Origin of the sequence: Gordonia araii NBRC 100433, from assembly GCF_000241265.1 — a bacterium.
GTDB classification, from domain to species: domain Bacteria; phylum Actinomycetota; class Actinomycetes; order Mycobacteriales; family Mycobacteriaceae; genus Gordonia; species Gordonia araii.
Map to the genome: position 1 here is coordinate 1 of NZ_BAEE01000056.1, position 26556 is coordinate 26556.

Here is a 26556-nt window from a genome sequence, read left to right on the forward strand (position 1 = left end):
GCTCAACTCCGCGAACGCGGCCGGGCGTATCGCTGCGGATCCCGGCAACCCGAATTATGATCCACGCTGGTTCACCAATGGGAAGTTGGATCTGGGAAGCATGTACGGCGAGCTGGACTTTCCTCCGGATGCTACACCGGAGCAGAAACAGGCAATGCGTGACGAGCAAGGGAGTATTCGGGAGACTTGGGAAAGGTTCATTGGAACGCCGCAGGAAAACTTCGAGGCCGGGCGAACCGACAGCGGCGGTAGACCAGATCGATCTACGCCCAGTAATCCGGGTGGGTAGCGTGGGCAGAATGCGTGTTGTGATGCGCCGATTAGCGGTATTTCTACTGCTCGGAAGTCTCTTAATAGGAGGTTGTGCAGATGATGAACGGGCATCGCCGCCAAGTTCCCCTGGTCCGGTACCGGAGAATCATCCAATCCGGTGGCTGCCCACCGGATTGATTGATCTGGCGAGTTCGGAGGGAACCTTCGTGAGGGGCATTTCTGAATCGTACTATGTAGCGAGCGAGTTCCTTGGGGCTGCGGGGCTGTTTCCAGGGTATAAAGCGGCTACAGAGGAACGCATGCCGTGGGGGTACTCCCCGCGACTGGGGGCCTCGCTTGGGCTGTCTGCCGGGTATTTGTGGGTCGGCGCCCGACCGGACGTGATGCAAATGGAGTTCGGGGGCCCGATGAGGAGTATCCCGCCGGGATGGGGGGCGGTTGTCGTGTGCTATCTCGATATGCCCGGTGTCAAGAGAGGGAGCGTCGTGAAGCAATTCGCATATCGGAAAGAGGGTAGGCCTCCTCCTGCTAATCAGCGTGGCCCTCGGGTTCGGCCGGAACGAAGTGTGTTCGGCGATTGGACGATCGGGGCTTGGACGTCGACGGAAGATCGCAGAGTTTGTGAGCGAATACCGGGTGATGTGTCGCGAGGTTTCTCGGCTTCACTCGGTCCGGACCCGGGGTGGCCGGCGGCTGGAGCGGAGTGATTGTGGCGAAGGAGATGGAGGGGTTCTCGCCGATCGTGATTGCGGCGTTGAAGTCGCCTGAGGGCACGACGGTCGAGGAACTCCGCGCCAAGTTTACGAAGCCGGAAGATCGGATGTCCTCAATCGAGGTCGAGTTCCGTGCGCGTCTGGACGAAGCCAGATTCGAGTGGAGTCGCGTCAACGGGTGGACGATTCCCGATGATGTTTCTGAGCGACTTCGCGGTGATGTGTTGTGGGAGATGAAGCGCGACGGGTGGGAGAGGTAGGCGGCGCGTGTCCGCTTCCTAGCGAGTGCCGACGATCTCCGTGGTGTCATCGGAGGTGGCGAGAGAGCCTTCTTCCCGAAGGCACGTGAAGAGCATTGAACCGGGTGCTACAGCAGCTCGTAGGAGAGGGCCGCGCGTGCATGGGGAGTCTCGTACGGTCACTGTTCGCTTCTGCGGGTTCACAAGGAGGAGTCTGCGTAATTCTCCCACCATCAACGTGTCGCCTAGCCACACGAGGACACTGTTCCGGTCGTAGAACCCGCTCGCGAATCTGTCCTTCCAACTAACTCGGTTGGCGGGAACAGGCACCCGAATGAATCTGCGGGTGGTTGTGTCTCGGATCAGGATTTCGTCGCCCTGCTTGTGATACGGCTGAACAACTGGGACGAGGCCGTGACGCATAGGGCCAAGGTCGCCGACAGCGTCGAAGCGATCAACCTCGACGCCTTTGGCGCCGTCGAACACGGCAACGACGTTCGGCACTGGCTCCCCGTCATCGTGATATGTGCGTCGACGATTGTAGACCGCCCCGAATAGGTCCCCGGATAGATGCCGCACGTCCGCGAGATCGCCAACCCTTACACCGGGAATCTGTAGCGTACGGGTGGCACTAGTACCGATGTTGATGACGCTGAATTTCGTAGAGGAATCGTGGCACATCGGCAGGATCACGTAACGCTCGCTGGATGCGAAATGGTCGGGATAGCACGGAGCATCGATTTCCCGAGTGACTCGGCCGCTGTACGGGTTGATGACCGCGAACTGGGGTTGCTGATCGTTGGAACTTCTGTTCTTCGCGGGGCGGGGACCATCGTCTCGATAGAAGTTGGCCCGGTCGAGCGGATGTCTTGTCGGATCTCGCAAGGCTGGGGCTGCGGACTTCCAGCGGAGCCGGCCGGTCATAGCGTCGAGTCCGATTGTTATATGGCGTGTGACTACAACGATGACGGCGTCCGGGCCGGGACCGAAGACCGTGAAGTCCCGGCCCCGATCAATTTCACCGCCTAGCACTGACGAATCAAGCCGCCACCGCGGGGCTCCGGTCGTGCCGTCGTGCCCGGTGAGCCCGGCCTTCGTGGACATGATGAATCCTGGACCGCCAGCTCGCACAATGACGCGGTCAGGTCTTTCGGGCATCTGCATCTCGAATGCGGTGGAGCCTATCGTCGTCGGCTCGGGCGGAATCGGCACGGGCTGAGCCAGCGGCGATGCCTCGGCGGGCTTAATGACCGGCCCCGTCGCGACGAGAAGCCCGGCAGCGACGGTCGCGACGAGGAAGCCTGCGACACCGACGATGAGAACCCGGCGGCGAGGATAGTCCGGATAGGGGTCTTCCTTCGGGAACGAGGGGTTGGTGTAGAAGGCGAGGCAGAGCGTTGCGACAGCGCCAGCCGTTGCGCCGAGGACCGCGAACAGTGCGATCGGCCGCGAGTCCAGCCGCTGCAGGACTGGGAGGTACGGGCTCAGTAGATTGGCGAAACTCAGCACGAGCGGGATGCTGCACAATGCCAGGACGCTGCCGAAGACCCAGGGCAGCGTTGTGTCTTGGGACCGCGCCCGGACACGCTCCGTCATGCCTACCGCGGTCACGATGGCGGAAACGAGCGCATAGGCGACGAGGGCGAGCATGATCTGCCACGCGCCCCGCGCACTAGTGGCTGCTGACAAAGCCGAAAGGGTCAGGGCAGCACAACTCGCCGCGAAAAGCGCGGCGGCTAGGCCAATCCCCCTGAGGACGGGATGTGCCCATATCGGTTGGTCGCGGCGCTCGGCCTCGGGGCGGTCGAGGATCCCGATCCCGGCGAACGGCAGTGCCGCGATGAATACCCAGAAGGACTGCAGCGCCCGCTCATGAGCCACGCCGGTGAACATCTCGGATTGGAGCATCCCTGCGGATGCCGCCACGGCGGACGCTGACAGTCCACCAGCTACGAGCATCGCGAAGGCGGCGGCTCGAACCGACGGACGTCGCCGGCGCACGGTGGCGGTAACCGCCACCAGGATGGCCGCCGCAGAGAAGCACAAAGCTACACAAACAGTTGTTCGTACGTCGGCGAATTCGGCGTACGGATACGAGGAAGAGGCGTCTATCGGACTGCGAAGACTGGCGACGGCGAGCAGCACCGAGACGATGAGTAGGAGGCCGCCGAGAATAGCGAATGCGATCTGGGCGCTATGTGAGACTTCTTCCGGCTCTCGCGCGTCCGGCAGAAGGGGGTCACCGAGCGAATCGGTACCACCCGTTGGGGTTTGGGCCGTATCGTCACGCTCCAGGGGCGCCGGGTCGACGAGGAAGCCTCGGAGGCGACCGCGTCGCTGACGACGCTTGATGAAGGACAGACACGCTACGGCGAGGCCAATCGGAGCTAGCGCGGCGACGACGATAAGTGCGTCGGCGAGAGTCATTCCCGCATGCTACTACCGCCGAAATCGGCCAGTGGTTGGCCGTCCGAGGAGCAATTCCGGGGGAGTGGCAACTATTGGCAGATATCAGGATGTCGAACGACCGCAAAAACCCACGCACCCCATATTTCACACCAGTCACAAAGGCGTCTCACCTCGACAACCGACGGTCGCAAACGGTCGGACCTGCCGCACGCTGGAGTACATGACTCCCAAGCACCCTTTTGTGCGGAAGGATGGCGAGCGCACGTCGGTGTCGCTCGGACGCTGGATCGCCGCTCCGGCGATCGTCGCGGCGGTGGCCGCGGGATCGGTCGTCGCACCGCAGTTGACCGCGGGCTCGTCGAACTCCGGCGGGTCGTCTGGGTCGTCGGGATCGGTCGACATCTTCCTTCCGGTCTCCACGCCGGCCGCCATGGCCGCGCTGAACGTCGCGATCACGCAGGTCGGCAAGCCGTACAAGTGGGGCGGGACCGGCCCCAACTCGTGGGATTGCTCCGGGCTGCTCCAGTGGGCGTTCGGCACGGTCGGGGTGCGCATCCCGCGCGTCAGCCAGCAGCAGGCGCGTGCGGGCAAGGCCATTCCGATGAGTGCGCTGGCCCCAGGTGACGTGATCGTCTTCTACCGCAACGCCAGCCACATCGGGATCTACGCCGGTTTCGGCCAGGTCTTCCACGCGGGAGGACCCAATGGCCGCCCGATCAGGTTCCAGGAGCTGCGCACCATGCCGCCGATCAAGTCGATTCGGCGCTACGGCTAACCGCTCCTCCCGATCGAATCCGCACTTCCCGACGTGATCGCGTCGGGAAGTGACGATCGGTGCGGGAAGAATTCGGGCGACATCGTCGTCGACGGCGGCGAGGATGGATGAGTGAGCGACTATGTGAGCCCGGAGTGGGCGACGTCAGCGCTGGTCATGATTGACGTGCAGAACGATTTCGTCGACGGCCCGTCGGCCATCCCCGGCACCGCCGAGCGGATCGACGCCATGGCAACCCTTGTCGAAGCGTTCCGCGGAGCGCAGCGGCCGATCGTCCACGTCGTCCGCTCCTACCGGGCCGGCGAGTCGGACGTAGATACGGTGCGTCGCTCGATGATCGAATCGGGCTCGGCCGCCGCGCAACCGGGCACCGAGGGTGCGCGGATACCGGCCCGCCTCCTCGACGTCGAGCCCGACTGGCAGCTGTTGCGCGGCGGCGAGCCACAATCCGCCGGGATCGACGAATACCTCCTGTACAAGCCTCGATGGTCGGCCTTCCACCGGACGGCCCTCGATGCGCTGCTGCGTGAACGCGGCATCACGACCGTCGTCGTCGCCGGATGCAACCTGCCGAACTGCCCGCGCGCGACGCTGTTCGACGCCACCGAGCGCGACTACCGCGCCGTCCTCGTCATCGATGCGACTTCGCAGACGACGCCGGAACGAGTGTCGGATATGACGCTGATCGGGGTCGAGCTGCGCACCGTCGACGAGGTACGAGGAGCACTTGCCGACTCCTCCCGATCGAATCCGCACTTCCCGACGTAATTCCGTCGGGAAGTGACGATCGGTGCGGGAGGAATCGCCGACCCTCAGAAGAGGTTGAGCGGATTGGCGTTCCAGATGCCGTGGATCACCAGCAGCGGCCACATCATCCGGAACCGGACCCAGAGGAATCCGAGGAAGACGCCGCTCACCCCCTGATAGGCCAGTGCGTTCGCGACGTCGCGGATGGGTTCGCCGGTTCCCTGGATGGCGACGTGCCAGAGGGCGAAGACCACCGACGACAACGCGATCGCCGGCCACGGACCGAGGATCTCGCGCCATCGGTCGAGTAGCCAGCGCCGGTAGAAGAACTCCTCCAGCACCGCGTTGATGCCGAAACCGATGAGCAGCACGAGTACGGCATCGACGACGGGGAGACCGGCGAGCAGCGGAGGCCGGGTGGGCGCGACAAGGAGAAATGCGACGACGTAGGCGGCGACCGGAGCCGCCGGTCGCCACCACGCGCTGCGTGTGGAGGGCAGCAGGTCGTCGGGCGCGCCGGCCCCGCGGGTCCGAGCCAGGCTGAACATCACCACGGGAACGGCCGCGAGAAACAGCAGCTTGAGACCCAGGTACTTGGGCTCGTCGGTCCCGAGGACCAGGAGTCCTGCGGCGAAGCCGACTGCGCATCCGAGGAGGATCCACGCCTGATATCTGGGGTGCGTCGCCGTTTCCGGCTCGTTGGCGGGGCGGATCATGAGTGCGACCGCCGCGCCGGCCAGTGCCGGAATCCACGGCTGCCACAGTGCGACGGTGTTGGCGGAATCGGCCGTGTATCGAAGGCCGCCGCCGGACACGGCGAGGTAGGCCACCGATGCCACGATCGAGCCGAGGCCGACGACGGTCACGCTCCGGGCAACGGTGGATCCCACTGTCCCAACCTAACCGGCCGATCGCGCTAGGGTGAGCCAGGCCCGCCGTGCGGCCGGCAGGCGGCGACGCCGTCATCGACGGAGGAGAGTTGCGTGCGATCACCGATCCCCGACTACATCACCGAGGTGCTCGGCTCCGTCGAGTCGGACGACTCCGGCGCTCCGGCTGACTACATCCCCGAACTGGCCGCGGCCGATCCCGACCGGCTGGCCGCGGCGATGGCGACGCTCGACGGCGAGGTGTACGCGGTCGGCGACGCCGACGTGCCCTTCACGATCCAGTCGATCTCGAAGCCGTTCGTCTACGCGCTGGCCCTGACCGACCGGGGTCTCGACGACGTGCTGGCCAAGGTCGGAGTCGAACCGTCGGGCGAGGCGTTCAACGAGGTGTCGCTCGACGACACGGGCCGGCCGCTCAACCCGATGATCAACGCCGGCGCGATCACCGCGCACAGTCTGGCCGGCGGGAAAGGCATCGGTCCGGCGGAGAGGTTCGAGCGCGTCGCCGAAGGGCTGAGCGCTTTCGCCGGACGGGAGCTGGAAGTCGACGAGGCCGTCTTCGAATCGGAGATGACGACTGCGCACCGCAATCTGTCGATCGCCCACATGCTCCGCGCCTACGACATCCTCGACGAGGATCCGGTGCCGGTGGTCGAGGGCTACACGCGGCAATGCTCGCTGCTGGTCACCACGAACGACTTGGCGTTGATGGCGGCCACGCTGGCCAATCACGGCGTACACCCGACGACCGGCAAGCAGATCGTCTCCGAGCCGGTCGTGCGGCAGGTGCTCAGCGTGATGACGACCTGCGGCATGTACGACGCGGCGGGCGACTGGGTCACGCAGGTCGGCATCCCCGCCAAGAGCGGAGTCGCGGGCGGGCTGATCGGCGCGCTGCCCGGGCAGGTCGGCATCGCCACGTTCTCGCCTCGGCTCGACAAGCACGGCAACAGCGTCCGCGGGATCAGCCTCTTCGAACGGTTCTCCGACGACATGGGCATGCACATGCTGGAGGTTCCGGCCGCGTCGAGAACGGTGCTGCGAAGCGACGACCGCGTCGGCGACGACCTGCGGCTGTACGTCTTGCAGGGAGGCCTCCGCTTCGCCGAGGCCGAACACGTCGTGCGGGCCGTCACCGCCGACGCGCCCGATGAGCCGCGCGTCGCCTTCGACCTTTCGCACGTCCACGCGATGGACAGCGTGGCACGGCGGATGCTGTTGGAGGTGACCCGCCGGCTCTCGCTCGACGGCCGCGACGTCTACCTGATCGACCCGGAACGCATCATCGATACACCCGATCCCGGCGACGGCGGGCGCTTGACCGTGGTCGCCGACGTCGCGGCGATCGGCTGAATCACCAATAGCCGTCGGGGTCGACCTCGGGGCCCTCGCGCGGGATGATCCCCTCGGCGACGCCGTGGTCGATCGACGCGGTCAGCCGCGGGCACCCGGGAAGCATCGCCGGATTGCCGCCGTCGGCACGCACCTCGTCGAACGCCGGACACTGCTCGCGGGCGGACGCGGTCCACTGCACGCTGGTCTGATGCGGGCTCGTCTTCTTGACGAAGACGCAGGCATGACAGGCGCGGCACTCGATCTCGGTGAGTCCGTTCCGCAGATAGTGCTGGCGGTCGCGGGCCGTCGCCTCCTCGATGGCGGCACGGCGGACCGGATCATCGTGGTAGTCGGGCGCCTTCGCCCAGCCCCGCGGTCGCATTGCGGCCCGCTCGCTCGCGCTCCCGGCGCCAGGTCGATGAGCCGCCTGAGTCATTACACACTCGCCCCGGCATCGGCCTCGCGGGCCTTCGCCTCTTCCTCGGCCTTCGCCTCTTCGGCCTGGCGCTTCAGGTTCTCCTGCACCTCGATGTTCCAGTTCTCCACGGCCTTGGTCGTGTCGATCTCGTACTCGAAGCGCTGCGTCATCTCCTCGGTGACGTCATCGACGTCGACGTAGAACTGCTCGTACCAGCGTCGCAGCTGGTAGACGGGCCCGTCTTCCTCGACGAGAAGCGGATTGTCGATGCGGGTCTTGTGCTTCCAGATCTCGACGTCCTGCAGGAAGCCGACCTCGATGCCCGCGCTGATCTTCTTCGCCATCTTGGAGGCCTGCTCGGCGTTGAGTCCCTCGGGAATCTTGGCGATCACGCCGAACATCAGGACGAAGGAGTTCTCGTCGATCGGGTAATGGCAATTGGTCAGGATGGTCTCCACCGCGTAGCCGCCGTAGTACTGGACCATCGGGTTCAGCATGTAGGAGGGACCGTAGTAGGCGGCGATCGACTCCAGCCGGGTGTCGCCGTACGCGGTGGCGATCGCGACGTCGGGCCGGCCGTGGCTGTTCATGTACTGCGCCGCGGTCTGGCCCTCGAAGACGTTCTTGAAGTAGTCCGGCAGCGCGTAGTGCACGTAGAAGAAGTGCGCCATGTCGACGACGTTGTCGATGATCTCGCGGCAGTTGGAGCCTTCGATGACGATGCGGTTCCAGGTCCAGCCGGTCCACTCGTCGGTGTCGAACTCGTCGAGTTCGGGGATGTAGCAATCTTCCGGTGGCGGGTTGCCCTCCGGGTCGTTGTAGACGAAGACCTGTCCGTTGCGGACCATCGTCGGCCAGGTCCGGGTCTTGGCCAGCTTGGGGTTGCGCTTGGCGTAGGGGACCGTGGCGCATCGGCCCTTGCCGTTCCACTGCCACCCGTGGAAGGGGCAGGCGACGTTGTCACCGCGCAGGACACCCTGGCTGAGGTCGCCGCCCATGTGACGGCAGTAGGCGTCGAGTACTTTGAACTCGCCTTGGGTGTCGGCCCAGGCGACGAGCTTGGTGCCGAACGCCTCGACCGAGTGCGGCTTGCCATCGTTGAACTCCTCGACGAGTCCCAAGCAGTGCCAGCCGCGAGCGAACCGGGTGGGGACCTCGCCGGTGTCGATCTCACGCACCGCCGAATCTTGTGCGGGGGTCATAGCTACTCCTGTCGTCGGGCTGCGACTCGACTTGGCCCGTTCGCATCGCTCCCGGGCGCCTTGTGTCTCGTCATCAATACTAGAACACGTTCCAATACTGTGGTAGTTCTTGCCGCCGTTCGGCAACGATTACAGCAGTAAACAGGACGTTTGACCTTGTTCTCGACAGAAATAAGAACGTGTTCTAGTCTTAGGCCGTACGCTTCGTGGCAAGGCGGTGTACGCAGCCGACCCGCCACTTCAAGGCAGGAGAGGTAGATGTCAGCCAGCACGACCCACCGCAGCGCGGAAGCCCAGCAGGTCCTCGACAACGTCGATGCACTGTTGCCGGACTTCGCCCAGCGGGCCCAGGAAACCGAGGATGCACGCCGCGTTTCCGACGAGAGCGCGAAGGCGCTGCAGGACGCCGGGTTCTTCAAACTGCTGCAGCCCGAGCAGTGGGGCGGTTACCAGTGTGATCCGGTGACCTTCTACGAGGCGGTCCGCCGGATCGCCAGCGCGTGCGGCTCGACCGGGTGGGTCGCGGGCATTGTCGGCGTCCACAACTGGCACCTCGGGCTTTTCGACCAGCAGGCGCAAGAAGACGTCTGGGGCAAGGACACCGACGTCCGCGTCTCGTCGTCGTACGCTCCGATGGGCATGGGCGAGGTCGTCGAGGGCGGCTACAAGGTCAACGGCAACTGGGCGTTCTCGTCGGGTTGCGACCTCGCCGACTGGACCTTCGTCGGTGGCCCGGTGATCAAGGACGGTCGCCCGGTGGATTTCGTGAGCTACCTGCTGCCGCGCGAGGACTACACCATCAAGGACGTGTGGAACGTCGTCGGCCTCAAGGGCACCGGCTCCAACACGCTCGAGGTGAAGGACGTCTTCGTGCCGCGCCACCGCGTGCTGTCGATGGCGACCATGAGCAAGGGTGAGAGCCCGGGCCTGGAGCGCAACACCGCGCCGGTCTACAAGATGCCGTGGGGCACCATTCACCCGAGCACCATTTCGACGCCGATCGTCGGCATGGCGTACGGCGCCTACGCGGCCCACGTCGAGCACCAGGGCAAGCGCGTGCGCGCCGCCTACGCCGGCGAGAAGAGCAAGGACGATCCGTTCGCCAAGGTGCGGATCGCCCAGGCGGCCAGTGAGATCGACGCGGCGTGGCGCCAGCTGTCGGGCAACCTGCAGGCCGAATACGACCTGATCCTCGCCGGCGAGGAAGTCCCGATGGAACTCCGTCTCGCCGCTCGCCGCGACCAAGTGCGCGCCACCGGCCGGGCGATCGAGGCCATCGACATGCTGTTCGAGAACTCCGGCGCCGGTGCGCTGAACGTCGACTCGCCGATCCAGCGGTTCTGGCGCGACGCCCACGGCGGGCGCGTCCACGCCGCCAACGATCCCGAGCGCGCCTATGTGGCGTTCGGCAATGGGGAGTTCGGCATCCCCATCGGCGACACGATGGTCTGATTGGTCTGAAAATACATTCGCTCCTTCGTCGCGAACACTCGACCACCGAGGACCAGGAGGAAAGCCTGACATGACAACCGATTCCAGCCCGATCCGTTCTCTGGGCTATATGCGGATCGACGCCACCGACGTCGACGCCTGGCGCGACTACGGCCTCAAGGTGCTCGGCATGGTCGAGGGCAAAGGCCTGACCGAGGGTGCGCTGTACCTGCGGATGGACGATTTTCCCGCCCGGCTGGTGATCGTCCCCTCCGATCGCGACCACCTCGCCAGTTCCGGCTGGGAGTGCGCCAACGCCGCCGGTCTGCAGGAAGTGCGAGACCGGTTGAGCGCCAATGGAATCGAGTATCGCGAGGGCACGGCCGAGGAGAAGGCCGATCGGCAGGTCGACGAGCTGATCGTCTTCGCCGACCCAGACGACAACGTACTCGAGGCCTTCCACGGCGTCGCCCTGCAGCACCGCCGCGTGGTCAGCCCGTACGGCCACCGCTTCGTCACCGAGGAACAGGGCCTGGGCCACGTCGTGCTGACCACGACCGACGACCAGAAGTCGCTGGAGTTCTACCGCGACGTGCTCGGCTTCCGGCTGCGCGACTCGATGAAGCTGCCTCCGCAGGTCGTCGGCCGCGAAGAGGGCGACCCGCCACCGTGGCTGCGCTTCTTCGGCTGCAACCCGCGCCACCACTCGCTCGCCTTCCTGCCGATTCCCAACGAGACCGGCATCGTGCACCTCATGGTCGAGGTGGAGCGCGCCGACGACGTCGGGCTCTGCCACGACCGTGCGCTGCGCCGGAAGGTGCCGATGTCGGCGACGCTGGGCCGCCACGTCAACGACCTGATGCTGTCCTTCTACATGAAGACCCCCGGCGGCTTCGACATCGAGTTCGGTTGTGAGGGCAGGACCGTCGACGACCACGAGTGGATCGCGCGGGAGTCGACGGCGGTCAGCCTCTGGGGCCACGACTTCACCATCGGCTTCAAGGGCTGAGGCGGCGATGGCCAATCAGCCCTACGGGTCCAGCGAGTTCGACTCGCGCCAGTTCCGCACGGCGATGGGCCAGTTCTGTACCGGCGTCACCGTGATCACCACGCTCGACCCGGACGGCAAGCCGGTCGGCTTCGCCTGCCAGTCGTTCGCCGCGCTGTCGCTCGATCCGCCCCTCGTGCTGTTCTGCCCGATGAAGACTTCGCGCAGCTGGCCGGTGATCGAGAAGGCGGGCAAGTTCGTGGTCAACGTACTGGCCAACCGGCAGCAAGAGGTGAGTGCGACGTTCGGCGCCCCGGGCGACGACAAGTTCAAGTCCATTCCGTGGGACAGCTCCCCGCTGGGTCTCCCGGTGTTGCGCCACAGCCTGACCTGGGTGGAATGCGAGATCGAACGGGTCGTCGACGGTGGCGACCACCACATCGTGATCGGACGTGCGGCCACGCTGGGCGAGGTGCTGCAGGACAAGCCCCTGCTGTTCTACCGGGGCGGTTATCTCTCGACCGAGCACCCGCGCGTCACGCCCGCGCAGGAGGCGCTCGACGACTTCTTGACCTGGACTGGAGGAGACACGTGGCTGTGAGTGAATCGACCGAATCGGCGACCGCGACCGTCCCACCGCAAGACCTGGCGACCGCACCGTTCAGCGCGGCGATCGCCGACGCCGAACGGCTGATCGCGACCGCGGAATTCGCCGAGACCGACGCCGACCTCGCCGAGGGCTACGACTATCTCGCCGGCTCCGTCTCGGCGATCCTGCAGCTCGTCCGCGCCCACAACAAGAGCCATCCGTACTTCGTCACGTCCACCGGGCCGTACTCGAAGATGGGTCTGGACAACCCCGACACGATCTACTACCACGCCGTCGTCGAGCCGGACGCCACCTACGTTGTGCGCGGAAAGCGCGGCAGCACAACCGATCTCAGCTTCCAGGTGCTCTGCGGCGAATACTCCGCGGATTCCGTCCCGGGTGGCGACGAGGCCTTCGACGACCGCCGGCTGACCATCGCCGAGGACGGGTCCTTCGAGCTGACCTTCGGGCCGGCGGTCGACAACCCGCCGAAGAGTTACTTCGTCCTGCCCGAAGGGGCGACCACGCTGGCGGTGCGCGAGGTGTACTCCGACTGGGACACCGAGGAGCGCGGCATGGTCACCATCGAGCGGTCCGACACCGTCGGCACTGCCGCTGAGGAGCCCAGCCTGGAGCGGATGAAGCGGCGGTATTCCACCGCCGCGAAGATGCTGACCTCGCGCATCAACACCTGGTTCAACTTTCCCAAGTGGTTCTACCTCGACGAGCCGGTCAACACCTTCACCGCACCGCGTCAGACCCCGGGTGGTCTCGCGACGCAGTTCTCCTCGGTCGGGCACTTCGACCTGCCGCAGGACAAGGCGATGATCGTCACCGTGCCGCGCAGCGACGCGCCGTACCAGGGCTTCCAACTGGGCAGCCTCTGGTACATCTCACTGGACTACGTGAACCATCAGACGAGCCTCAACTCCGCCCAGGCGCAGGTCGACCCCGACGGGATGATCCGAATGGTGATCTCGGCGCGCAACCCGGGTGTGGCCAACTGGGTCGAGACGACCGGGCGGCGCCGCGGCATCATCCAATTCCGCTGGCAGCGCACCGATTCACCGATCGGCCCCGAGCTTGGACCGACCGCCGAGGTCGTCGACTTCGACGACGTCGCCGCGAAACTGCCGTACTACCAAGACAATTCGATCGACGACGCGGGCTGGACGGCCCGAATCGCGGCCCGCCAGCGGGCGTTCGCAAGGAGGATGTTGGCGTGAGCGGGTTGCTGCAAGACAAGGTCGTCGTCGTATCCGGGGTCGGTCCCGGGCTGGGGAAGGCGCTGTGTCTGCAGTCCGCCGCCCAAGGTGCGAAGGTCGTGCTCGCGGCCCGCACCGAGTCGCGCCTGGCCGAGATTCGCGACGAGATCCACGGCCACGGAGGCACGGCGCTGTCGGTTCCGACCGACATCACCGACGACGGGCAGGTCGACAACCTCGTGCGGACCGCGGTCGCCGAGTACGGCGGCGTGGACGTGCTGTTCAACAACGCTTTCGCGATGCCGTCGATGAAACCGTTGGCGCGCACCGATTTCGAGCAGATCGCGTCGAGCGTGGATCTGACCGTGCTGGGCACCCTGCGCGTCATCAAGGCGTTCACCGAGTCGCTCGAAGCGGCGAAGGGCTCGATCGTCAACATCAACTCGATGGTGATCCGCCACTCCGAACCGCGCTACGGCAGTTACAAGCTCACCAAGTCGGCGCTGCTCGCCATGTCGCAGACGCTGGCGACCGAGCTGGGCGACAAGGGGATTCGCATCAACTCCGTCGCCCCCGGCTACATCTGGGACGATCAGCTCAAGTGGTACTTCGGCGAGATCGCCAAGAAGTACGGCATCACCCCCGAGCAGGTCTACGAGCAAACGGCCTCGAAGAGCGACCTCAAGCGACTGCCCGAGCCCGACGAGATCGCCCGCGCCGCGCTCTTCCTCGCATCGGACATGGCGAGCGCGATTACCGGGCACACCCTCGACGTGAACTGCGGTGAATACCATGACTGACGCCGAGTGGGCACCTCACCTTCGCCGAGTGGGCACCCCACCTTCGCCGAGTGGGCACCTCATCGTCGTCGAGTGGGCAGGGACAGCATGACCGAAGCCAACACCAAAACCAGCGTCGGCACGGTCGACGACCTGCACGAGTCAGCCACGCGTGCAACGGGCCTGAGCGACTTCGGCGAAGACACGGGGTATCGCGAAGCGATGCAGATCCTGCTCGACGCGTATCGCGACGAGGCCGGACTGACGCCGCTCGGATCGAAGATGTTCCGCTACTTCCTCAAGGGCGCGCTCGTCGCGCGGCTGCTGTCCGAGGCGTCGTGGAAGAACAACCCCGGCTACGCCGACGTGCGGATCACCCGGCCGATCTTCGTCACCGGTCTCCCGCGTACGGGCACGACCGCGTTGCACCGGCTGTTGTCGGCCGACCCGTCGCATCAGGGTCTGGAGATGTGGCTGGCGGAGTTCCCGCAGCCGCGCCCGCCGCGCGACACGTGGGAGTCGAATCCGGTCTATCAGCAGATCGACGCCGGGCTGGCACAGCACCACGTCGAGAACCCCGAGTTCATGGGGCTGCACTACATGAACGCCGCCGAGGTCGAGGAGTGCTGGCAGCTGCTGCGCCAGGACGTCATGTCGATCTCCTACGAGTCGCTGGCGCACGTGCCGAGCTATTCGTCGTGGCTGGCGCGGCAGGACTGGACGCCCGCCTACGAGCGGCACCGGCGCAACCTGCAGCTGATCGGTAGCAACGATCCCGAGAAGCGGTGGGTACTGAAGAACCCCAGCCACCTGTTCGCGCTCGACGCCCTGATGGCGGCCTATCCGGATGCGCTGGTCGTGCAGACGCACCGCGCACCCGAGACCATCGTCGCGTCGATGTGCAGCCTTGCCGAGCATGCGACGCCGGGCTGGTCGACGACCTTCGCCGGCGAGACGATCGGCCGCGATCAACTGGAGCTGTGGTCGCGCGGATTGCGCGAATTCACCGCGGCGCGCGCGAAATACGATCCGGCGCAGTTCGTCGACGTCGACTTTGCCGAGCTGCGCAACGATCCGCTCGGCACCGTCGATCGCGTGTATGCGGCCTTGGGCACCGAGCCGTCGGAGCAGGCCCGGGCGGCGATGGTGGCGCTCGACGAGGAAAGCCGATCCGGCGACCGCAAGCCGCAGCACCGCTACAACCTCGCCGACTACGGACTGACCGAAGACCAGGTGCGCGAAGCCTTCGCCTGACTGAGCGGGTCTCGATACGCCACCTCGGCTAGCGCCTCGGCGGCACTCGACCACCCAAAGAGCGGGCACTCGACCACCATGGGACGGGTGCTCGACCACCATGAGACCGGTACTCGACCACCATGAGACCGGTACTCGACCACCTAAAAGAGCGGTCCACTCGATCGCCTAGAGAGCGGCACTCGACCACCAAAAGAGCGGCCCACTCGACTACGGGGCGGCTTCTTGGGTGGTCGAGTGAATCGCGAGCGCAGCGAGTGATTTGTATCGAGACCAACGCACGCCGGTTTGGCCGACGTGACCAGGGGTCAGAGCGCCGCGGCCGCGACGACGTCGGCCGGCTGACCGAAGAACTGCGCGGCGGAGTGTGCGCGCTTGAAGTACAGCTGGATGTCGTGCTCCCAGGTGATGCCGATTCCGCCGTGCAGCTGAATCGCCTCGGCGACAACACGATTGAACGCCTCCGAGCAGTACACGTGAGCGGCGGCCGCGAACTCGGCGCCCTCTGATGTGCCGACCGCGTCGACCGCGGCATAGGCGATCGACCGCGCGGTCTCGACGTCGGCGTACATGTCGGCCATCCGGTGCTTGAGGGCCTGGAAGGAGCCGATCGCGCGTCCGAACTGCTTGCGTTCCTTCGCGTACTCGACGGTCATGCGCAGCGCGGCACCGGCCGCGCCGACCTGCTCGACGGCGAGCAGCGCCCAGGCGAGATCGCGGATGCGGGGGAGCAGGTCGTCGGGAGCGGGGACCGCCTGCGCGGAGACCTCCTCGAACGCCACCTGCGAAAGCGGCCGCGTGGGATCCATCGTCGCGACCGGGATGATCGTGACACCCGGCGCATCCGCGGCCACCACATGGAGGGTCACGTGCGACGTCGACGACTGGCCGGCGAGGACGACGAGGTCGGTCGCCGCCTCGGCATCGGTCACGTAGTGGGCGGTCCCGGTGAGCAGCCCGCCGTCGGCCTTCACCCCCGGTGTCTCCCATGAGGATTCGTCGGCGACGACGAGCGTGGCGGTCCGTTCACCGCCGGCGAGGGATTCGACGAGGCCGGCGGCGCCGTCACCGTTGTGCCGCGCCGCGACGAGCAGCGCGCCGGTGGCGAGAACGGCGGAGGAAAAGAGCGGCACCGGTGCGAGTGTCGCGCCGACTTCCTCGACGACGGCGGCCAGTGCACCCCAGCCCGCGCCGACACCGCCCAGATCCTCGGGTACTGCCAGGGCGGCGACGCCGATGTCGCCGGCCAATCGTTGCCACAGTCCGCCATCGACACGGCGGTCGGAAGCGATCGCGGCTCGCACCGCTTCGCTACCACCGCTGCGCGCCAGCAGATCGCGGACCGAATCGCGCAACGCGGCCAAGTCCTCGGCCGAGATCGCCTCGTCGCTCATCGCAGGGTCTCCAGGATCCGCTGCCGGTGAGCCGCGGGCGTTCCCCATGAGCTTTGCAGCGCTTGGGTCTTGGTGAGGAACAACGAGAGGTCGTGCTCGACGGTGTAACCGATGGCACCCAGAACCTGAAGGGATCCGCGCGCGGCGAGATAGGCGGCGTCGGACGCGGCCACTTTCGCCGCCGACACCTCACGGTTCGCGTCGACATCGTCGGGGACGGCCCCGTCGAGCGCCAGTGCCGCGCCGTGCACCAGCGGCCGAGCCATCTCCAGCGCGACGGCGACGTCGGCCAGATGGTGCTTGACCGCCTGGAAGGATCCGATCGGCCGGCCGAACTGCTGGCGGGCCTTGGCATACTCGGCCGCCAGGTCCAGCATCGTCGCACCGAGGCCCAGCAGTTGCGCCGCCGTGGCCAGCGCCCCGTGGTTCAGGACATCGTCGACGTCCACTCCGTCGCCCAGCGATTCGCCTGCGGCGACTTCGGCGACGGTTCGCGACGGGTCGACGGTGGCCAATGGTTCGCCGGCCGCACCCGTGGCCAGCGTCCCGTCGGCGACGACGTAGACGGTTGCGACGGCGGGGTCGGCGACCCGGGGCTGCCACGGCGCGACGGCTATCGTGGCGAGCCCGCCGGCCGCCAGCGAGGACAACTCCGCCGCGCGGCCGGCCGCACGCAGGGCCGCGGGTACGGCCGCGAGCGTCTCGGCGACCGGACCGGGCACCGCATGACGGCCCAGTGCCTCGGCCGCGACGACCATCTCGATTGCTCCGGCACCCGCGCCACCGTGCCCGTCGTCGACGAGAAGTCCGGTGACACCCAGTTCGGCCAGCGAACTCCACAGGGCCAGCCCGGGTGCGGTGTCACCGTCGGCCCAGGCCCGGTTGGCGGCGATGGCGTCGGCACGGGAGGCCAGGCCGTCGATCGTGTCGGCCAGACCGACGTGCTCGTCGTCGAGGAGGAATTCCATGTCAGCGATCTCCTCGGGGCAGGCCGAGAAGTCGCTCGGCGATGACGTTGCGCTGGATCTCGTTGGTGCCGGCGTAGATCGGACCGGACAGCGAGAACAGGTAGCCGTCAGTCCAGGCGTCGACCAGCTCCGCGTCGGGTCCCTGCAATTCCAGTGCGGTCTCGTGCGCGGCGATATCCCACTGCGACCAGAAGACCTTGTTGATCGACGACTCCATGCCCAACTGGCCTCCGGCCGCCAGGCGGCTGACGGTCGCGTAGGTGGACAGTTCGTAGGCGCGCGAGCCGATCCACGCGTCGACCACGCCCTTGTCGGTCGCCGCGGTGGCGGGGACGTCGGCCGTGCGCCACAGTTCGAGCAGCCGGTCGGTGGTGGCGAGGAACCGGCCGGGGGAGCGCAGCGAAAGCCCGCGCTCGTTGGCCGCGGTGCTCATCGCGACCTTCCACCCGTTGTTGACCTCGCCGATCACGCCCGAGTTGGCCGGGTCGGCCGGATCGTCGGGAACGAAGACATTCTCTAGGAACAGTTCGGCGAACCCGGGCTCGCCGTCGAGCTGGGCGATCGGCCGGACCGTGACGCCTTCGCCGCGCAGGTCGAACATGAAGTAGGTCAGGCCCTTGTGGCGCTGGGCGTCCTTGTCCGAGCGGAACAACCCGAAGCCCCAATCGGCGAAGCTGGACCGCGAACTCCACGTCTTCTGCCCGTTGAGCAGCCAGCCGCCCTCCGTCCGGGTCGCGGTGGAACGCAGCGAGGCCAGGTCGCTGCCGGCCTCCGGCTCGCTCCACGCTTGGCCCCAGATGTCGTCGGCGCGGGCCATCCGGGGCATGATCCGGTCCAGTTGCTCTTTGCTCGCGTGCTCGAACAGCGTCGGCGCGAGCAGGAAGATCCCGTTCTGGCTGACGCGGCCCGGCGCGCCGGAACGGTAGTACTCCTCCTCGAAGATCACCCAGTGCAGCAGGGGGACGTCGCGGCCGCCGTATTCCTCCGGCCAGCTGACCACCGACATGCGGTCGGCCGCCATCTCCGCCTCCCAGGCGCGATGCGCCTCGAATCCCTCGGCGGTGTCCATGGACGGAAGGGGTTGGGCGGGAACGTGTTCGGACAGCCAGGAGCGCACTTCGCCGCGAAACGCGATTGCCTCGTCGTCGAGGAGGAGATCCACCGGTCAGCCCTTCTTCTCGGCGGAGGACTTCATCGACTTCGCATCCATCCCGCCCAGCGAGTCCCCGCCACCCTCGGCGTTGGCGCTGTGGGCGAAGTGGTGCCAGCCGAAGACCGAGTCCATCGCCGTGCGCATGCCCATCTGGTCTTCGCAGATGTTGACGGCCTTCTTGGACAGGAACAGTCCCTGCATGGGCATGGCGACGATCTGCTCGGCGATCGAGGTCACCTTCGCTTCGAGGTCGTCGCGCGGCACCACGTGGTTGACCATTCCCCAGTCGAGGGCCTGCGCCGCGGTGAATCGTTCGCCGGTGAACAGGATCTCCTTGGCGCGACGCGGGCCGAGTACGTACGCGTGCGCGAAGTACTCGACGCCGGGGATGCCCATGCGGGCGACCGGGTCGGAGAAGAAGGCGTCGTCGGAGGCGACGATGAAGTCGCAGATCCAGGCGAGCATCAGGCCGCCGGCGATGCAGGCGCCGTGCACCTGGGCGATGACCGGCTTGGGGATGTCGCGCCAGCGGCGGCACATCCCCAGGTAGACCTCGGTCTCGCGGGCGAGGCGCTGGTCGGCGCCGGTCTTGTCGGTGTGGTCCCAGTGCAGCGCTGCGACGTTGTCGTAGTAGGTGTCGAAGTCTCGCTCGGGGGTGCCGATGTCGTGGCCGGCCGAGAAGTGCTTGCCGTTCGCGCGCAGCACGATGGCCTTCACCGCGGGATCGTCGACGGCCTTGCGGAACGCCGCGTCCAGCGAGTACGTCATCACCGAGTTCTGCGCGTTGCGGTACTCGGGACGGTTGAGCGTGACGTACGCCAGCGCGCCGTCGAGTGCGGTCTCGTAGGCGACTGGCGACGTGTCCGGCCCGAGTTCGTCGGGGCTCAGCGGCGGTGGGATGACGGCATCAGTCATGCCGTCCAGGGTAACCTAGCAAGTGCTTGGTTGGTAGCGCGGGAGCCGGGCATCAAATACCCCCGGTGGGCCGACCCCGTGAAAACGGGCAGCATTGCGGGCACAGTGGAGGTATGAACTCCACGACCCCGAACCCCTACAGCCCCAACACAGGTTCCGGCGGCGGTGGTGGCCTGTGGAAGGCCCTCGCCATCATCGTCATCGGGCTGCTCGCCCTGATGATCCTGTACCCGCTGATCAAGAGCCTGATCTGGCTCGGAATCCTCGCCCTCGCGATTTACGGCGCCGTGATGCTGTTCGTCGACAAGGACAAGAAGTCCGGCTGACCGGTCAGGCGTTCTCCTGCACCGGTAACGACGCGACCAACGGGGCGTCGGCCGGTACGACGCCGGTCTTGGCCGCACCGCCCGGCGAGCCGAGGGGTTCCGATCGTCCGGGGAGGACGTCTTCGAAGAAGTCGGCGTTGTCGGACTGGTAGTCGGCCCACTCGTCGGGCAGGTCGTCCTCGTAGAAGATCGCCTCGACCGGGCACACCGGCTCGCACGCACCGCAGTCCACGCACTCATCGGGGTGGATGTACAGGCTGCGCGACCCTTCGTAGATGCAGTCGACTGGGCACTCTTCGACGCATGCGCGATCCTTCACGTCGACGCAGGGCTGGGCGATGACGTAGGTCATCCGATCACCTCCTCGTTCGATCGGCGGACGGTTGTGATGCTCGGGCGTAGCGTGGCGGGCCATGTGGACGAAATCGGCTTCCGTCGTCGGCCTGCTCGCCGCGATCTTCGGCTTCCTGCTCTTCGCCGGCGGGACGATTTACGGGTATGTCGCGCTGACTCAGCTGTCCGAGCAGCGGTCGGTGACGACGACGTGCAAGGTCGACCCGACGTCGACCGGCGTGCAGATCTGCGAGACCGAGGCCGGCGGTCGTCCGGACCGCCTCGTCGAGGCCAAGCAGAGCAGGGTGATCCTCGCGACCGGGCTGATGGTCTCGGGCGCCGTGCTGCTGGGCGCCGGCTTGGTCAGCGGGCGTCAGCAGTACCGCTACGCACCGGTGCCCGGTGCGCCGCAGCCGGTCGGCGCCCGCTGACATCAGCGCCCCCGGTCACCGTCGAACGGTTCGATCGTGAGCGACGCTTCGCGGTGCGTGTGCACCGTGAGATAGCTCAACCCCTGCTCGCCCGCGGTGAACGACCGCTTCGAGAAACGCGGCAGCCACAGCAGATCGCCGGCGCCGACGGAGATGTCGCCGCTTTCGGCGCCGACGGTTCCAGAGCCGGCCAGGACGTGGACGAGGACATCGACCTCGCCACCGGTATGGGCGGCGATCGAACCGTGGGGCGCGAGCCGGATGAGGTTCGAGTCGAGGTGACGGTCACCGAGTTCCAGCTTCCAGGCGACGTCGGCGGTCTCGATCGGCGCCGCGGTCAGCTCCGCGGTGTTGCCGAGCTTGCGCGGCAGTGCGCCGTCGGCCTCCGAATCAGCAGTCATCGCCTGGCCCTCCCACCTGTTCGCGCAGGTAGTCAATTTACTCAACTCTTGTAGTTAAAATGCTACCGACGACGGCCGAGTGCAGACAGGGGACCTTCGACCTGCCGGAGAATGTCCTCGTGATTGTGCGCCGACGGAAGGCCGGTCTCCGAGGGTCAGAAGGCCGTCGAGGTCAGCAACCCGGCGGCCTCGACCGCTGCGGAACCGATGTCGCGAAGGTCGTCGGCGGGCATCGTGGCGTTGGGGCACGCGACCACGGCCGCGATCACCCGCCCGTCCTCGACCACCGGTGCGCCGACCGTGACGGCGCCGACCTCACCGGTCAGCTCGTCGGGGAGGTAGTCGACGGCCGACAGCTCCGAGACCAGCGCGCCGACCCGTTGGCGCAACGATTCCGGAACGCTCGACATCGTCGTCAGCGCGTCGATCACCGCCCGGTGCTCGTCGTTGATCCGCTCGATGGAGAATCCTCGTTCGGCCACCGCGGTCAGCGCCTGGCGCAGCCGGGCCCGTTCCCCCGCGGGCGCCCGCTCGACCCAGCGGACCTGCGTGTCGTCGGGCTCCCAGGCCAGGAACTCCCGGCAGATCGGCGGTCGCAGGCCGATGCGCCGTCCGACGGCGAAGGCCTGTGCCTGGTGGTCGCCGCGAGGCCGGGGGGCGGCGTACTCAACGACGGTGATCGTCGAGTCGTCGATCCGCCTCGCCAGGAACGCGGGTATCCCGAGGGAGGCGACGAGGTCGGCGAGGACCGGGCGCGCGGCGGCGGCCAGGCGGTCGGATTCGAGTGCTCGCGACGCCGTCGCGAGCAGGCTGCCGCCCAGGGTGATTCCGCCGCGGTCGTTGCGGTGCAGCCAGCCCAGGTCGATGAGTTCGGAAACGATCGCGTGGGCTGTGGCCCGCGAGAGCCCCGTGTCGCGCACAATGTCAGCGAGGGTGTTTTGTCGATCCGAACGCCGGATCGACGCGTCGACCACCGCGTCGATCACCGCGACCGCCCTTCGTGTCGGCGGCGAGGGTTGACGTTCGGTAGAGCCGTCGCTTACGGTCACTGTCATAATGTCAACACATAGCGTCGAATACTCGACACGTCAAGAGAAGGCGTCACAGTGAGCGAAACCCGCTACGAGCTGACGCACCTGCAGGCCCTCGAAGCCGAATCGGTGCATATCCTCCGCGAAGTCGCGGCAACTTTCAGCAATCCAGGCCTGCTGTTCTCCGGCGGCAAGGACTCGGTCGTCATGTTCGCGCTGGCGCGCAAGGCCTTCTGGCCCGCGCCGCCGCCGTTCACATTGATGCACGTCGACACCGGCCACAACTTCGACGAGGTGATCGACTTCCGCGACCGCCTCGTCGAGCAGACCGGCGCGCGGCTGGTGGTGAGCCACGTACAGGACGACATCGACGCCGGGCGAGTGGTCGAGCAGACCGGTCCCGGTACCAGCCGCAACCGCCTGCAGACCGCGGCCCTGCTTCGCGGCATCACCGAGAACCGGTTCGACGCCGTCTTCGGCGGTGCCCGCCGCGACGAGGAGAAGGCCCGCGCGAAGGAACGCGTCTTCAGCTTCCGCAACCGCGAGGGCGGCTGGGACCCGCGCGCCCAGCGGCCCGAACTGTGGCACCTCTACAACGGCCGCCACCACCCGGGCGAGCACATCCGGGTCTTCCCGCTCTCCAACTGGACCGAGCTGGACATCTGGCAGTACATCGCCGCCGAGGAGATCGAACTGCCGTCGATCTACTACGCGCACGAGCGCGAGGTCGTGCCCCGCGACGGGATGCTCCTCGCGCAGACCAGGTTCCTGGAGACCTACGACGGCGAGACCAGCCACGTCGAACGCGTCCGCTTCCGCACCGTCGGCGACGCGACGTGCACCGGGTGCGTGCAGTCGGACGCCGACACGGTGGAGAAGGTGATCGAGGAGATCTCCGCGACGAGGCTCACCGAGCGAGGTGCGACCCGCGCCGACGATCGGATCTCCGAAGCCGGCATGGAGGATCGCAAGAAGGAAGGCTACTTCTGATGGCGGCGAAGGGACATGACCCGCTCGCTCCCGCCCCCGCGTCGGGGCGCGACCGCAGCGAGCTGCTGCGACTGGCCACTGCGGGATCGGTCGACGACGGTAAGTCGACGCTGATCGGCCGTCTGCTCTTCGACTCGAAGAGCATCTTCACCGACCAGCTTGAGGCGATCGAGCGGACCAGCGTTCAGCGCGGCACCGAGTTCACCGATCTCGCGCTCCTCACCGACGGTCTCCGCGCCGAACGGGAGCAGGGCATCACGATCGACGTGGCGTACCGCTACTTTGCGACTCCGCGCCGGAAATTCATCATCGCCGACACCCCCGGCCACGTGCAGTACACGCGCAACATGGTGACCGGGGCGTCGACGGCCGACCTGGCGATCATTCTCATCGACGCACGCAAAGGCGTGCTGGAGCAGACCCGTCGTCACGCGTTCCTCTCCTCGCTCCTGGGCATCCCGCACTTGACGGTCTGCGTCAACAAGATGGACCTGGTCGACTGGTCGGAGGAGCGGTTCGAGGAGATCCGCGACGATTTCGTCGAGTTCGCCACCAAGCTCAACGTCACGGACCTGACGTTCATCCCGATCTCGGCGCTCGCCGGCGACAATGTCGTCACCAAGTCCGAGAACATGGACTGGTACACCGGTCGCGCGCTGCTGAGCCACCTCGAAGAGGTGTACATCGCCAGCGACCGCAACTTGATCGACGCGCGCCTGCCCGTGCAGTACGTCGTGCGGCCGCAGGATCTGGAAGGCTCCGATCACCGCGCCTACGCGGGAACCGTCGCCGGCGGGCGCTTCGCGATCGGAGACGAGGTCGTGGTGCTGCCCAGCGGGTTCACCTCGACCGTCACCAACCTATGGGCGCCGGGCGGCCGCAAGGTCGACGAGGCGTTCGCGGGGATGGCGGTGACCGCCGAACTCGCCGACGAGATCGACATCGTGCGCGGCGACATGCTGGCCCGGCCCAACAACCGGCCGCACGTCGGGCGCGACCTCGACGCCCTGGTGTGCTGGTTCGCCGAGGACATCGACCTCGGACCGGGTAAGCGCTACGTGCTGCAGGCGGCGACGTCGTCGACCCGCGCGGAGATCTCCGAACTCACCTACCGTCTCGACGTCAACACGCTGCACCGCGACGAGTCGGCGGACCGGCTGTCGCTCAACGAGATCGGACGCGTGTGGCTGCACCTGCGCGAACCGATGATGTTCGACGCGTATCAGCGCAACCGGGAGACGGGCAGCTTCATCCTCGTCGACGAGGCGTCCAACCGGACGGTCGCGGCGGGCATGATCAACGGCCCGCACACCCACAACGCCAACATCGTCTGGCAGACCACCAAGGTCAGCCGCGACCAGCGCACCCATCTCGGCGCGACGCTGTGGATGACCGGTCTGTCCGGTTCGGGCAAGTCGACGCTGGCCATCGAGCTGGAGCGCAGGCTCGTCGCGCAGGGCCGACCGGCGTACATCCTCGACGGCGACAACCTGCGCCACGGGCTCAACGCGGATCTCGGCTTCTCCGACGAGGACCGGCAGGAGAACATGCGGCGCACCGCGCAGGTCGCGGCGCTGTTCGCCGACGCCGGCACGGTGGTGATCGTGTCGATGATCAGTCCGTTCGCCGCCGATCGCGTTGCCGCCCGCGAGATCCATCTGGAGCAGGCACTGGAGTTCCACGAGATCTTCGTCGATACGCCGCTGCCCGATTGCGAGCAGCGTGATCCGAAGGGGCTCTACGCCAAGGCTCGGGCCGGGGAGATCGCCGACTTCACCGGGATCAGCTCGCCGTACGAGCGTCCCGTCGACCCGGAGATCGTCGTCACGCCCGCGGACGGTCCGGCCGGCGACGTCGCCGAGGCGATCCTGCGCGACCTAGGGTTGTGACATGGCCGCACCGGTGGAATTGAGCGCTGACGTCTCCGACGTGGAACTGGCCGGCGCGCTGGCGACCGCGGCCGGTGAGCTGCTGTTGTCGGTGCGAGCCGACTCGGGGTTGTCCGGCCGTGAGCTGGGCGACGCCGGCGACCGTCGATCCGACGACTTCTTGCAGGACCAGCTCGCCAAACTACGGCCCGACGACGCGGTGCTGTCCGAGGAATCGGCCGACGACCTGGCTCGTCTGAACGCGGCGCGGGTCTGGATCGTCGATCCGGTCGACGGGACCCGTGAGTACGGGACGCTCGATACCCCCGCGGGGGGCCGGTCCGATTGGGCTGTGCACGTCGCGCTGTGGGAGGCCGGGAGTCTCGTCGCCGGAGCCGTCGCGCTGCCGGCGCTGGGGGTGACCTACTCGTCGGATTCGACGCCGGTCGCCCCGGAGACCGGCTTGGCCCCGCCGCGCACGGGACGGCCCCGGGTCGTCGTGAGCGGCTCGCGGCCACCGGAGTTCGCCGATGCCGTGGCCGCCGCGCTCGACGCCGAGTTGGTCCCCGTCGGCTCGGCGGGCGCCAAAGCGATGGCCGTGGTCCGCGGCGAGGCCGACGCCTACGTGCACGGCGGCGGCCAGTTCGAGTGGGACTCGGCCGCGCCGGTGGTCGTCGCCGAGGCGAAGGGCCTGTGGTGCAGCCGGATCGACGGCACGCCGCTGGAGTACAACCAGCGCGACACCTATCTCCCGGATCTGATCGTGTGCCGCCCGGAGCTGGCGGAGACGATCATCGGGGCGATTCAGGCCTGATCCCGCATGGCTTCGTCGATCCCGCATCGATCGAAGCGGGATCGACGAAATTGTGCGGGCTAGAGGCGGGCAGCGGCTCGGACGTCCGCGTCCTCGTCTGCCCCGGCCGCGATCATCAGCTCGGCGACATCTGGACGATCGGCGTACGGACGCAGCGTCTGGACCGCCTCCTCGGGCTTCCGCGGATTCAGCGTGTCGCTGGTCTGTGATCAGCCTGCAGACGTGGATGCGCTGGCCGCGGCCGCCCAGCGCGCCGGCGCGACGACGATTAAACCGGTGTCGAAGAGCTTCTGGGGCTACGGCGGCTCGCTGCGCTCACCCGACGGAACGGTGTGGACGCTCGCCTCGTCGTCGAAGAAGAACACCGCGCCCCCGACGGGGCGGGCCGACCAGCTCGTCCTGCTGATCGGGGTCGACGATGTCGCCGCGACCAAGGCCTTCTACAGCGAGCGCGGCCTGGCCGTCGGCAAGAGCTTCGGCCGCAAGTACGTCGAATTCGATACGCCGGGAGCCGCGGTGACACTGGCCGTGCAGGGCCGCAAAGCCGTGGCGAAGAACGCCGGCGTCGACCCGGCCGGGTCGGGATCGCGCCGCCTGACGGTCGTCGGCGGCCTCGGTGCGCTCACCGATCCCGACGGGTACCGCTGGGAGTGAGCACCCAGCCAGCGTGATTTCGGCCTTCCCT

Annotated in this window: 28 protein-coding genes; 17 read left to right on the forward strand and 11 right to left on the reverse strand. The window is 67.0% G+C overall.

The features are described from left to right. Together GOARA_RS20405 and GOARA_RS10425 are read left to right on the forward strand one after the other, a co-directional pair. Positions 1–289 (forward strand): hypothetical protein (locus GOARA_RS20405; protein ID WP_211599499.1); only part of this gene is annotated, 289 nt, incomplete at its 5' end. Between the two features lie 693 nt (positions 290–982). Next, positions 983–1246: a hypothetical protein gene (locus GOARA_RS10425; protein WP_138947649.1), complete on the forward strand. Its 264-nt coding sequence runs from the start codon at positions 983–985 to the stop codon at positions 1244–1246. An 18-nt stretch (positions 1247–1264) separates the two neighbouring features. On the opposite strand, the gene GOARA_RS10430 is transcribed toward GOARA_RS10425, so the two are convergent. Next, positions 1265–3652 carry a UbiA prenyltransferase family protein gene (locus tag GOARA_RS10430; RefSeq protein WP_007322331.1) on the reverse strand — a complete coding sequence of 796 codons (2388 nt, stop codon included), beginning with the start codon at positions 3650–3652 and terminating at the stop codon, positions 1265–1267. A gap of 202 nt (positions 3653–3854) precedes the next feature. On the opposite strand from GOARA_RS10430, the gene GOARA_RS10435 reads away from it, so the two are divergent. Both GOARA_RS10435 and GOARA_RS10440 read left to right on the forward strand, forming a co-directional pair. Continuing rightward, complete coding sequence (locus GOARA_RS10435; protein WP_007322332.1) at positions 3855–4409, forward strand: NlpC/P60 family protein; 555 nt, start codon at positions 3855–3857, stop codon at positions 4407–4409. A gap of 111 nt (positions 4410–4520) precedes the next feature. Beyond that, positions 4521–5177 (forward strand): cysteine hydrolase family protein, encoded by a 657-nt coding sequence (locus tag GOARA_RS10440; protein ID WP_007322333.1) that lies wholly within the window; start codon positions 4521–4523, stop codon positions 5175–5177. A gap of 44 nt (positions 5178–5221) precedes the next feature. Here the strand turns inward: GOARA_RS10440 and GOARA_RS10445 are convergent, their stop codons facing one another. Continuing rightward, positions 5222–6046, reverse strand: coding sequence for a CPBP family intramembrane glutamic endopeptidase (locus GOARA_RS10445; RefSeq protein WP_007322334.1), 825 nt, complete (start codon positions 6044–6046; stop codon positions 5222–5224). Positions 6047–6139: 93 nt separating this feature from the next. Here GOARA_RS10445 and GOARA_RS10450 point away from each other — a divergent pair, with 93 nt between their 5' ends. Further along, positions 6140–7399: a glutaminase gene (locus GOARA_RS10450; protein WP_007322335.1), complete on the forward strand. Its 1260-nt coding sequence runs from the start codon at positions 6140–6142 to the stop codon at positions 7397–7399. 1 nt (position 7400) lies between these two features. On the opposite strand, the gene GOARA_RS10455 is transcribed toward GOARA_RS10450, so the two are convergent. Together GOARA_RS10455 and GOARA_RS10460 are read right to left on the reverse strand one after the other, a co-directional pair. Then, a complete protein-coding gene (locus GOARA_RS10455) occupies positions 7401–7763 on the reverse strand; it encodes a hypothetical protein (RefSeq protein ID WP_040522722.1) in 363 nt (120 codons plus the stop codon). Positions 7764–7816: 53 nt separating this feature from the next. Then, on the reverse strand, positions 7817–9001 hold the full coding sequence (locus GOARA_RS10460) for a 3-ketosteroid-9-alpha-monooxygenase, oxygenase component (protein WP_007322337.1): 1185 nt from the start codon (positions 8999–9001) through the stop codon (positions 7817–7819). Between the two features lie 258 nt (positions 9002–9259). Here GOARA_RS10460 and hsaA point away from each other — a divergent pair, with 258 nt between their 5' ends. The 6 genes from hsaA (at position 9260) to GOARA_RS10490 (ending at position 15247) form a co-directional block, all read left to right on the forward strand. Continuing rightward, complete coding sequence (hsaA, locus tag GOARA_RS10465) at positions 9260–10453, forward strand: 3-hydroxy-9,10-secoandrosta-1,3,5(10)-triene-9,17-dione monooxygenase oxygenase subunit (protein WP_007322338.1); 1194 nt, start codon at positions 9260–9262, stop codon at positions 10451–10453. A gap of 70 nt (positions 10454–10523) precedes the next feature. Beyond that, on the forward strand, positions 10524–11441 hold the full coding sequence (hsaC, locus tag GOARA_RS10470; RefSeq protein WP_007322339.1) for an iron-dependent extradiol dioxygenase HsaC: 918 nt from the start codon (positions 10524–10526) through the stop codon (positions 11439–11441). Between the two features lie 7 nt (positions 11442–11448). Next, positions 11449–12021: a 3-hydroxy-9,10-secoandrosta-1,3,5(10)-triene-9,17-dione monooxygenase reductase subunit gene (gene hsaB / locus GOARA_RS10475; protein ID WP_007322340.1), complete on the forward strand. Its 573-nt coding sequence runs from the start codon at positions 11449–11451 to the stop codon at positions 12019–12021. Next, entirely contained in the window at positions 12018–13235 is a 1218-nt protein-coding gene (locus GOARA_RS10480) for a hypothetical protein (protein ID WP_007322341.1), read from the forward strand. The genes hsaB and GOARA_RS10480 overlap by 4 nt, the downstream gene beginning before the upstream one ends. Continuing rightward, a complete protein-coding gene (locus tag GOARA_RS10485) occupies positions 13232–14014 on the forward strand; it encodes an SDR family oxidoreductase (protein ID WP_007322342.1) in 783 nt (260 codons plus the stop codon). Before GOARA_RS10480 ends, GOARA_RS10485 begins: the two co-directional genes overlap by 4 nt. A gap of 87 nt (positions 14015–14101) precedes the next feature. Further along, a complete protein-coding gene (locus GOARA_RS10490) occupies positions 14102–15247 on the forward strand; it encodes a sulfotransferase family protein (RefSeq protein ID WP_007322343.1) in 1146 nt (381 codons plus the stop codon). Between the two features lie 308 nt (positions 15248–15555). Here GOARA_RS10490 and GOARA_RS10495 read toward each other — a convergent pair whose 3' ends face one another. From GOARA_RS10495 to GOARA_RS10510, 4 genes are read right to left on the reverse strand one after another with little or no spacing between them, the layout of a single operon-like run. Next, positions 15556–16641 (reverse strand): acyl-CoA dehydrogenase family protein, encoded by a 1086-nt coding sequence (locus GOARA_RS10495; RefSeq protein WP_007322344.1) that lies wholly within the window; start codon positions 16639–16641, stop codon positions 15556–15558. Beyond that, positions 16638–17609 carry an acyl-CoA dehydrogenase family protein gene (locus GOARA_RS10500; RefSeq protein WP_007322345.1) on the reverse strand — a complete coding sequence of 324 codons (972 nt, stop codon included), beginning with the start codon at positions 17607–17609 and terminating at the stop codon, positions 16638–16640. The genes GOARA_RS10495 and GOARA_RS10500 overlap by 4 nt, the downstream gene beginning before the upstream one ends. Position 17610: 1 nt before the next feature. Beyond that, positions 17611–18771: an acyl-CoA dehydrogenase family protein gene (locus GOARA_RS10505; protein ID WP_007322346.1), complete on the reverse strand. Its 1161-nt coding sequence runs from the start codon at positions 18769–18771 to the stop codon at positions 17611–17613. A gap of 3 nt (positions 18772–18774) precedes the next feature. Continuing rightward, positions 18775–19677, reverse strand: a complete 903-nt coding sequence (locus GOARA_RS10510; RefSeq protein WP_007322347.1) for an enoyl-CoA hydratase — start codon at positions 19675–19677, stop codon at positions 18775–18777. Between the two features lie 113 nt (positions 19678–19790). On the opposite strand from GOARA_RS10510, the gene GOARA_RS10515 reads away from it, so the two are divergent. Continuing rightward, positions 19791–20003 carry a hypothetical protein gene (locus tag GOARA_RS10515; RefSeq protein WP_007322348.1) on the forward strand — a complete coding sequence of 71 codons (213 nt, stop codon included), beginning with the start codon at positions 19791–19793 and terminating at the stop codon, positions 20001–20003. 4 nt (positions 20004–20007) lie between these two features. Here GOARA_RS10515 and fdxA read toward each other — a convergent pair whose 3' ends face one another. After that, positions 20008–20355: a ferredoxin gene (gene fdxA, locus GOARA_RS10520; RefSeq protein WP_007322349.1), complete on the reverse strand. Its 348-nt coding sequence runs from the start codon at positions 20353–20355 to the stop codon at positions 20008–20010. Between the two features lie 61 nt (positions 20356–20416). Between fdxA and GOARA_RS10525 the strand changes: the two genes are divergently transcribed. Continuing rightward, positions 20417–20767: a hypothetical protein gene (locus GOARA_RS10525; protein WP_007322350.1), complete on the forward strand. Its 351-nt coding sequence runs from the start codon at positions 20417–20419 to the stop codon at positions 20765–20767. Positions 20768–20769: 2 nt separating this feature from the next. Here GOARA_RS10525 and GOARA_RS10530 read toward each other — a convergent pair whose 3' ends face one another. Further along, positions 20770–21168 carry a cupin domain-containing protein gene (locus GOARA_RS10530; RefSeq protein WP_007322351.1) on the reverse strand — a complete coding sequence of 133 codons (399 nt, stop codon included), beginning with the start codon at positions 21166–21168 and terminating at the stop codon, positions 20770–20772. A 155-nt stretch (positions 21169–21323) separates the two neighbouring features. Further along, on the reverse strand, positions 21324–22154 hold the full coding sequence (locus GOARA_RS10535; RefSeq protein ID WP_007322352.1) for a helix-turn-helix domain-containing protein: 831 nt from the start codon (positions 22152–22154) through the stop codon (positions 21324–21326). Between the two features lie 90 nt (positions 22155–22244). Here GOARA_RS10535 and cysD point away from each other — a divergent pair, with 90 nt between their 5' ends. The 4 genes from cysD to GOARA_RS10555 all read left to right on the forward strand — a co-directional run bounded on the left by cysD (position 22245) and on the right by GOARA_RS10555 (position 26525). Continuing rightward, entirely contained in the window at positions 22245–23189 is a 945-nt protein-coding gene (gene cysD / locus GOARA_RS10540; RefSeq protein WP_083834846.1) for a sulfate adenylyltransferase subunit CysD, read from the forward strand. Further along, the gene (cysC, locus tag GOARA_RS10545; RefSeq protein WP_007322354.1) at positions 23189–25078 is read left to right on the forward strand and encodes an adenylyl-sulfate kinase; all 1890 of its coding nucleotides are present in this window, start codon (positions 23189–23191) and stop codon (positions 25076–25078) included. The genes cysD and cysC overlap by 1 nt, the downstream gene beginning before the upstream one ends. Position 25079: 1 nt before the next feature. Further along, positions 25080–25871 (forward strand): 3'(2'),5'-bisphosphate nucleotidase CysQ, encoded by a 792-nt coding sequence (locus tag GOARA_RS10550; RefSeq protein ID WP_007322355.1) that lies wholly within the window; start codon positions 25080–25082, stop codon positions 25869–25871. A gap of 222 nt (positions 25872–26093) precedes the next feature. Further along, entirely contained in the window at positions 26094–26525 is a 432-nt protein-coding gene (locus tag GOARA_RS10555) for a VOC family protein (RefSeq protein ID WP_138947650.1), read from the forward strand. Positions 26526–26556 lie beyond the last annotated feature (31 nt).